4 protein-coding genes are annotated in these 7,935 nt (G+C 29.7%); 3 read left to right on the plus strand and 1 reads right to left on the minus strand.

From position 1 onward, the window contains the following. Nucleotide 1: 1 nt before the first annotated feature. A complete protein-coding gene (locus tag KAOT1_RS00855) occupies nt 2-2,899 on the minus strand; it encodes a sensor histidine kinase (protein ID WP_007092765.1) in 2,898 nt (965 codons plus the stop codon). A 701-nt stretch (nt 2,900-3,600) separates the two neighbouring features. Here KAOT1_RS00855 and KAOT1_RS00860 point away from each other — a divergent pair. The 3 genes from KAOT1_RS00860 to KAOT1_RS22600 all read left to right on the plus strand — a co-directional run bounded on the left by KAOT1_RS00860 (nt 3,601) and on the right by KAOT1_RS22600 (nt 7,586). Further along, on the plus strand, nt 3,601-6,402 hold the full coding sequence (locus tag KAOT1_RS00860) for a hypothetical protein (protein ID WP_007092768.1): 2,802 nt from the start codon (nt 3,601-3,603) through the stop codon (nt 6,400-6,402). A 2-nt stretch (nt 6,403-6,404) separates the two neighbouring features. Further along, nucleotides 6,405-6,893, plus strand: a complete 489-nt coding sequence (locus tag KAOT1_RS00865; protein WP_007092769.1) for an SMI1/KNR4 family protein — start codon at nt 6,405-6,407, stop codon at nt 6,891-6,893. A gap of 519 nt (nt 6,894-7,412) precedes the next feature. Then, the gene (locus tag KAOT1_RS22600; RefSeq protein WP_157559962.1) at nt 7,413-7,586 is read left to right on the plus strand and encodes a hypothetical protein; all 174 of its coding nucleotides are present in this window, start codon (nt 7,413-7,415) and stop codon (nt 7,584-7,586) included. Nucleotides 7,587-7,935: the final 349 nt, after the last annotated feature.

Raw genomic sequence — 7,935 nt, forward strand, 5'->3', positions numbered from 1 at the left:
CTTATTTTTTTAAAGGAATTCGGATGCTGACGCAAGTTCCTGTAGGTTGTTGTTTTTCGTCGGTTAAATCGCTGATAATTACTTCTATTTTTTGCAGACGATCTTTGTTAATGAGTTCTACACGTTCTGTATTGGCGCGTGTTGCAAAAGATTTGTAGTAGTTTATTTGACTGTTCTTCAGTTTTTGTGCTGCTTCACGACCAATGCCATTATCAGTAATGTTACAAATTAGTTGTTCGTTTTGCTTTTGGAAAGAAACTTCTAATTTCCGGTTGCTAATTTTGTGATGCAAACCATGTTTGATAGCATTTTCAATATATGGTTGAATGAAAAGTGATGGAATTTTGATGGTTTCCAACGCTAAGTTTTTATCTACTAAAATCTCGTAAGTGAGTTCTTCTTCAAAACGTACTTTTTCTAACTCTAGGTATAAGTGTAATGCTTTGAGTTCTTGATCGAGCGTGATTTCTTTTTCCTGACTTTGTTCAAGATACGTTCGAATTAAACGAGAAAATTTCACCAAATATGTGCTCGCTAAGTTTTGTTGATTGAGTACAATGTATTCTTGAATGGAGTTGAGCGCATTGAAGATAAAATGTGGATTCATCTGCGATCGCAAGTTTTCTAAACGTAAGTTTACCAGTTGTTTGTCGATCTCTAATTGTTGCAATTCCTTATTTTTTTGCTTTTCGCGAATGCGGATTTTTCTTCTGAAATAGAGAATGACAATTGCCAATATAGCAAGCATAATACAGATGAGAAACCAAGCTTGTTTGTAAAAAGGAAGCGTGACGTTAAGTTGCAGGCTTTTTACAGCAGAATAGTTTTGATCTCTTAAATTTCGGGCACGTAGATTGAATGTAAACTTTCCCGCAGGTAAGGTGTTGAATTTTACATGTTGTTGTCCTTTGTCTACCGAATTCCATGAATCGTTGAAACCTTTGAGTTGATATTCATACGCGACAAATGTATCTGATTGAAATCCTTTGGAATTGAATCGAATTTCAATTTCACTTTCTTGTTGTTTAAGTGTGTAAGTTGATTTCAATGGAACTTCTTTTTCTTCCAAAATTGTTGCTGTGATATATACTTCTGGAGTTTCCCAATCTTTAAAAACGGTACGTTTATCAAATCGGAAAAGTCCAATATTTGAGCTAAATAGTACATCGTTTCCAAACGTTTCAATACTGTTGATGTTGTACGAAAGCAAACCATCACGTTTGTTAATGGTTTTAAAGGTTTTTGTGGTTGTATTGTAGTGTTGAAATCCGTTGTCGGTTACAATCCAAAGATGTTCGCCATCGGTTTTGATCTTGTTGATTGCTTTAGAAGCTAGTCCATTTTTAAGTGATAATACCTCAACAACTTTATCATCTTTTATGTTGAGCACTCCATTGTCATAAGTAGCTACCCAAATGCTTCCATTGGATGCTTCTTCGATATCAAATGTGTAGATGGGTTTGTTGTTAAAAGAAATGCTTTTTTCAAAATTGAAGATAGAATCGTACAGTAGAAGTCCATTAGTCGTAGCAACATATGCTTTTTTATATTTCTTTGAATAAATAGATTCATAAGAACGCTTGTCACTGATTTTAATAGCTTCTTTGCCATTTCCGTAGAATGTACCGTGCGCAAAACTTTTTAGATAGAAGTCATTTTTGATATGAGAAATTGACTTTGCAGCATTAAAATTATCAAACGAGATGATTTTTTTTTGACCTACGTGATATCGTATATTCTTTTCGTCTGAATTGTAATATAATATGTCTGTGTTCGGATTATAATTTAGTGTCTGTATTTCTGAAACATCAGTAAAATTGAATGTTTCTTTTACGTCTCCATCAAGTGAAAGAATACTTAGAGTACCATTTTTGTTCCCTGTAAAAAACGTTGAATCTGTATACTTTTCGATTACATTCGTTTTTTTGTCAGTATTGATGAGTTGTAAACTTTCATTTGGAATGATAAAAATACCATTATTCAATGTTGTAATCCATAAGTTTTGTTGAAAATCTTTGATGACTTCCGTGGTAAAATAGTTTTTTAAATAACTTGAAATGACACGAATTTTATTTTTAATATGTTGTGTTACAACGACTCCTTTCTTTGTAGAAAAGTACAGTTTGTCATCATATTCTTGAATAGTAAATATAGTATTATTAAGTAAGGCTTCTGGGAGTTTTATAGCTATTAGTTGTTTATTTTTATAAAGGAATAGTGAATTTTTTTCTCCGGTTTTATCTTGAAATAATACTACATATCCTTTTGATGTTTTGTGGAAACGTGTAAAGCCTGGTAATGATTCTCTGTCAGGATATTGCTGTTTTACAGCAGGTTCAATTTCTTTGGTTTCAATATCTTGAGATAAAAGCTCTTTTTTAAAATTTAAAAAATAATAATGATTGTTTTGAACAAAGCCAATACTTGTACCACCTAAATTTTCAGTTTCGTGAACTATTTTTTTTGTTTTACGGTCAATCCAGAGTGTTGAACGTAGAGAATAAATGAGTAAGTAGTTCTCAGTAATAAGATAATCGGAGAGCTTTCCATTTAGAATTTCTTGTAAATCTTTAAATAGTATTACGTTGTCATTTTCTATATAAAAATACTGTCCTGCAATATTGGTAAACCACAATCTTCCTTTTTCATCGAGTTTGAGATTGAAAAATGAACGACCGCGCTTTTCAGAATGTGAATATACTTTGAATTCTTTTCCATCATAGCGAAATAATCCTTTGTTTCCCGCGAGCCATATATAGCCTTCTGTATCTTCGATACTGTCATAAAACTCAATATCGGGCAAACCATTTGCTTCTGTTAAATGGATGCTCACAGGTTCTTGTGCCCAAATGACCAAGCTTAAAAGAAAAAAAAATATGGAGAATAGTACTTGTCGCAAGTGAAAAAGTTTTCATAAAAGTACTATAAAATCTAAAAACCAAATTGCTTCCTTTCTGAAATGTATGAGTTTTTTGCTGAACTACGTGTTTTTGGGGAGTGTTTATGTATATAATCTTGTAATAAGTAATTTTAGATTAAGTTTAGTGAACTTCTCAAGCATAAAAGGAGTAAAATAAAATGTGTTTTCTTTTGTTTTCAACATATCAAAGTTATAAACATTTCTTTAGAAATTCAGATGCTTTTTTTCTGTCTGAATATTACTTTTATGACTTACTGCAACTACAAGAGTTGGTCTTTGATAAGTAATACTTTTTTTCTGTAATTAGTATTTTTGTATTGTAGAAAGATAATATAATATCAATTAAGATTATTGGAAACTTTTAGTGTAAAGGAAACTCAACATTTACATATAAAATAAGATAGACATCAATAAAAAAAAGCTACAACTTTAGTAGTGTAGACTAATCTTTTTACCCCAAAAACATATTCATTACTAATCTGAGTGTATATCACACATTTAGAAACAGGATAGGTATGTCCAATAAAAAAAACAAATTTCAAGCAACTATTTATGGAAATAACAATCTTACTTCGGTATTAGATAAAATTGAAAAATAAAAAAACAATGATTAAAAAAACAATGACTTTTTCCCTTTTACAAATTGCAAAAAAGGGAAATACTAAAAAACGGATGAGGCAATGAGCGATTTAACATACTTAATACGATATCTTGCTGAAGAAAACAGAACTGACGCAAATATTCCTGTAGAAAGATTTGTAAGGTTTGATGATAATTTGATAAATAATGATTTTTTCTATCTAGCGGATGGAAATTCGATTTTCTCAGGTATAGATTCTTATAACATAATAACTATTACATTAAGAAATAATCAAAGTTTATGGTACAGAGAAACAACATCTGATTTTATATTTTATATCAAACAAACCATTAATGATGGAGGTGTAATTGTTCACAAATATCACGAGCTAAATACGAATTCTACATATGATTTTGACTTTACAATTCTTGAAGACACAGATAATTTATTTGAGATACCTGTATCTAATAATACATTTAAATATAATACTTATTTAAATATACTCTATCTTATTTTTGAAGAATTAGACGAAGTTGTTTTTGATGGAAATAAAGATAATTTTTATTACAAGAGAGTATACTTTAAAGAAATTACCAATGGTGTACATGAATTAAATTATAAAGATAGTTTAGGATTATACAATGACTTTTGGGACAATGCTACAAGAAAAGTACGCGAAACCAATTTAAATATAAAACAAAGAAGACTTACAATTACATTTGATGAAAATAAAGAAGGTTATGTGTTTAAGTTTCCTATAATCAGTAAGATAAATACAACAACCAAAAAAATTACGCTAGATTATAATTTTGATAATGATGAACCAATTATTAAGAATAGAATTTTTAATACAAATTTTGCTTTTAGACTAGATTTTAATTCATATCAAGCATTTTTATCGTTTTGCAATCAGGTTTATTTTTCTAATGATATCACATTTGATTTAAATATTTTTCCAAAAGTTGAAAGACAATTTTTTGAAGATTATCATTACATTATAACTCAATTAATAAAAGATGCCAAACGAAGTTCTAGATCACTAGCAGATTTGCTAGATATTTTATGGTATTTACCACGTACTTATATTCAAACAAAAATAGGAATAGGATTTCTTTGGGATTTACTAATTCAGATCATAGAAGAAGATGACATCAATAATTTAGGTTTAAACAAAGAAGACTTAGTTACTTATATTTTAAGCAATCTAAGTGAACGATTGCAGCCTGATGATTTTCTTGAAATATTTCTTTTAAAACTTGTTAATAGCAAAGAAACTCCTTTTAAAAGACTGTTTGAAGAATTGAACACTGATGATTTTAAGTCGTTTGTCAATTTATTTTGGAGTGTTTGGTCAAAATCATCTTATGCGAGTTTTGATCCAAAAGTGAATCCTGCTATTTCTGAAAATGAAGAAGAAGCTTCTCCTTTGGTGCTTCCTTATACTACAGATAAAACATTTGGGTTTTATGATACCAATGCTAGTATTGATTTTACAACAAAGGAAACAGAACTTAGTGTAGCTTTAAAAGTTGATTCTGGAAAAACCAAGAAAGTTAAAATTGCAAAAAATAGGTACTCAAAAAAAACAATTTACAATTACTACAATTATAAATACCATATTTTTCATCCTGTAGCCATATCTAATGATAAAAATCCAAAATTTATATACAATAAAAGTGAAGGTCGAAAATTTACCGTACTTCCTGCTTTTGTATTGTTAGCCAATGAAGAAAGTGCTTTCTGGGAAAATCTCAAAACTGGGGGTGAATATTTACTAGATGCTGTTACAACACTTTCAGGTATTGGAAACTTAGCCAAGTTTAGACATTTGAGTAAACTTGTAAAACTAGGACATAAATTAGTCTTGGCTCAAAAAGTTAAAAAAGCGGTTACAGGTTTTGCCGCTATTACTGAAATATCGAGTGGAACAATAAATATACTACTAAAACTAAGTGGGCTTAACGATACTAAATTCGGTCAATCGCTTAGTGAAGTGTTATTTTATTTGGAATTACTATCTTTAGGAGGCGAGCTAGCGAATGGATTAAAAAATGCTGCTAAAAAAGTATTAAAATCAGATGATTTAGGAAAGCATATAGATAATCTTGTTAAAAAAGGAGAGATTGATGAACTCGATAAGATTAACTTTCATGATGAGCTAAAGCGAATTGTAGGTGATTATGTAGAAGAAATTTCAGTTCTAAGAATAGTTCCTGATTTAAAGAATGCTGCCGAGGTAAAACTATTTAAAGAGTTAAGAGAATTATTTATAAAAAAATATACTAGTATTATAAAAACCCAATTCCGTCAAACAAGTAAGTTGCTTTTAGCTTGGAAAAATTTAGATGTAATGAATGCCTTGTCTAAGTCTGAAATAGATGATTTATTGCGACTTAGAACACAGTTTGATAATGTAAAGTCAGATAAAAATATGGCGACCATGATAGCAATAGTTGAGGTTAATGGTAAAAAGATTAAAATACCATACACCTCTTTATCAGGATTAGATTTAGCTAAAGGAAATGCCAAATATATTGAAACATCAAAATTTGCTGAAAACTTAGGGTTGTCTAAAAAAGAAGCTAACGATTTGTTTAGAGTTGTCGACTCAAAGACAAATAGGCACTCTGTAAGAATTAATGATACGGAGCATAAAATGCTCCTTAATGTTTCTGAGGATATAGATAAACTTAAAGCAATTTATGGCGTAGATAATGTAAGAGTTTTAGGGATGGAAATGAAAACCTTATACTTACCTTGTCATTCCTGTAAAAGGCAAATTATTATTTATAGCGACATGCTTAACATTCCTAAAAATAAAATTAAGGTACAGGCTACTCAAATTGGTAAAAATGAATATGCTGAAAATGCATATATGTTTAATAAATTTTTAAGCAAATAATCATGGAAATACAGTATTTAAAGAATTTAGAGAATACTTCAAAAGTAGAATATTCTTCGCAGATGATAGAAGGAATATCAGAAGAAAAGATTGCTGAATATGAAACTCAATTAGGAATTATATTCCCATTAGCTTACAAAGAGTTTTTGTATTTAGCTGGTAGTTATCCTGGGTATTTGGTTTTGTTAGATGGCTTGGCATCTATAGAAGATTTGGCAGATGAAGAATACCAAGCTTATCGTCAGAAAGCCTATTTAGAACCATTTAATTTTAAAGAAACTAGACCCTATTGGACATTCGCAACAGGCTCGCAAGCCTTTTGGTTTTTTTATTTAGATGAAGATACAGAAGATCCTATTGTATGGCAAGCGGAGTTGTATGATGTAGGTAGTTATGATTTAAATCATGCAGGTAAAAAACAAACTTTTAGTGAATTTATTAATGACATAGTCGATTACTCAAAAGAATATTATAAAGAGATGTACGGGTAGTAAGTTTTATTTATACGCAACCCATATTCATTTAAAGTTAATCCCGTATTAAATATTCCCACTCTAGGAATAATAAGGTCTAACACTTCATATTATTAAGAAATTAGAAGCTAAAAGTATGGTTGTACTCAAAAAAAAGCAAATCATAGAGAAAGTAAAGCAACATTTATAATGAATCATTTTGAGTTCCTGATATTGAACGGAAAAATGGAGGATTTACAGAAGGATATTACGCAAGATGTATAATTCATGTAAAAACAGAGGATATATTGTACATCATAGTTATTTAGAAATAGATGGTACTTTAAATTAAATCTTATACTAAAAAGAGAAAGATTGATATATTTAGCAGTTATATGCAAACAGACAAAGAAATGCTAGAAATAGCAGAAAAGTATTTAATAAGAATGACGGACGACGACAATATAGAAGCCGTCATACTTCATATTGAAAAAAAAGAATATGATAACATCTATTTCTTTAACAATAAAAAATATATCGAAACTGGTGAGTTTAGATATGCTACAGGCAATAATGCTCCCTTTTTTAGTAGAAAAAGTAAAACGCAGAGTTGTCCAATTTGGCACTTTAGGAAAACTAAAACTTCAGATAGAAGCTTATGAAAACGGAGCATTTACGGGAGCCTTAGATACATATTGGTATCCAGATGAAGACAGATTCAGTCATAAATAACTTCTAATAATATTTACAGATTTAATATAAAACCACGCTACTTGGCGTGGTTTTTTAGGACGATACAATTCAAAATCTTCGAAATTTAAATGTGTTAGAGTAGGAGTGTTATACACTAATCAACTAACTAACTGTTCGTAATAAATAGTTAAATAAGCTAAAAATTACACGATATGAGTTAAGCAAAATCCTTTAAATAGTTCATCTTTGTTTACAACAATAAATAAAACTGAAACTACACATGAACAAAACAATCAAACTTATCTTATTAATCGCTGGAATTGCATTAATTGGATACGGAATATACACAATGATAGCACCTGAAGTTTCTTTAAGTTTAGGACCAATA

Source organism: Kordia algicida OT-1, assembly GCF_000154725.1.
In the GTDB taxonomy this organism is placed as follows: Bacteria; Bacteroidota; Bacteroidia; order Flavobacteriales; family Flavobacteriaceae; genus Kordia; species Kordia algicida.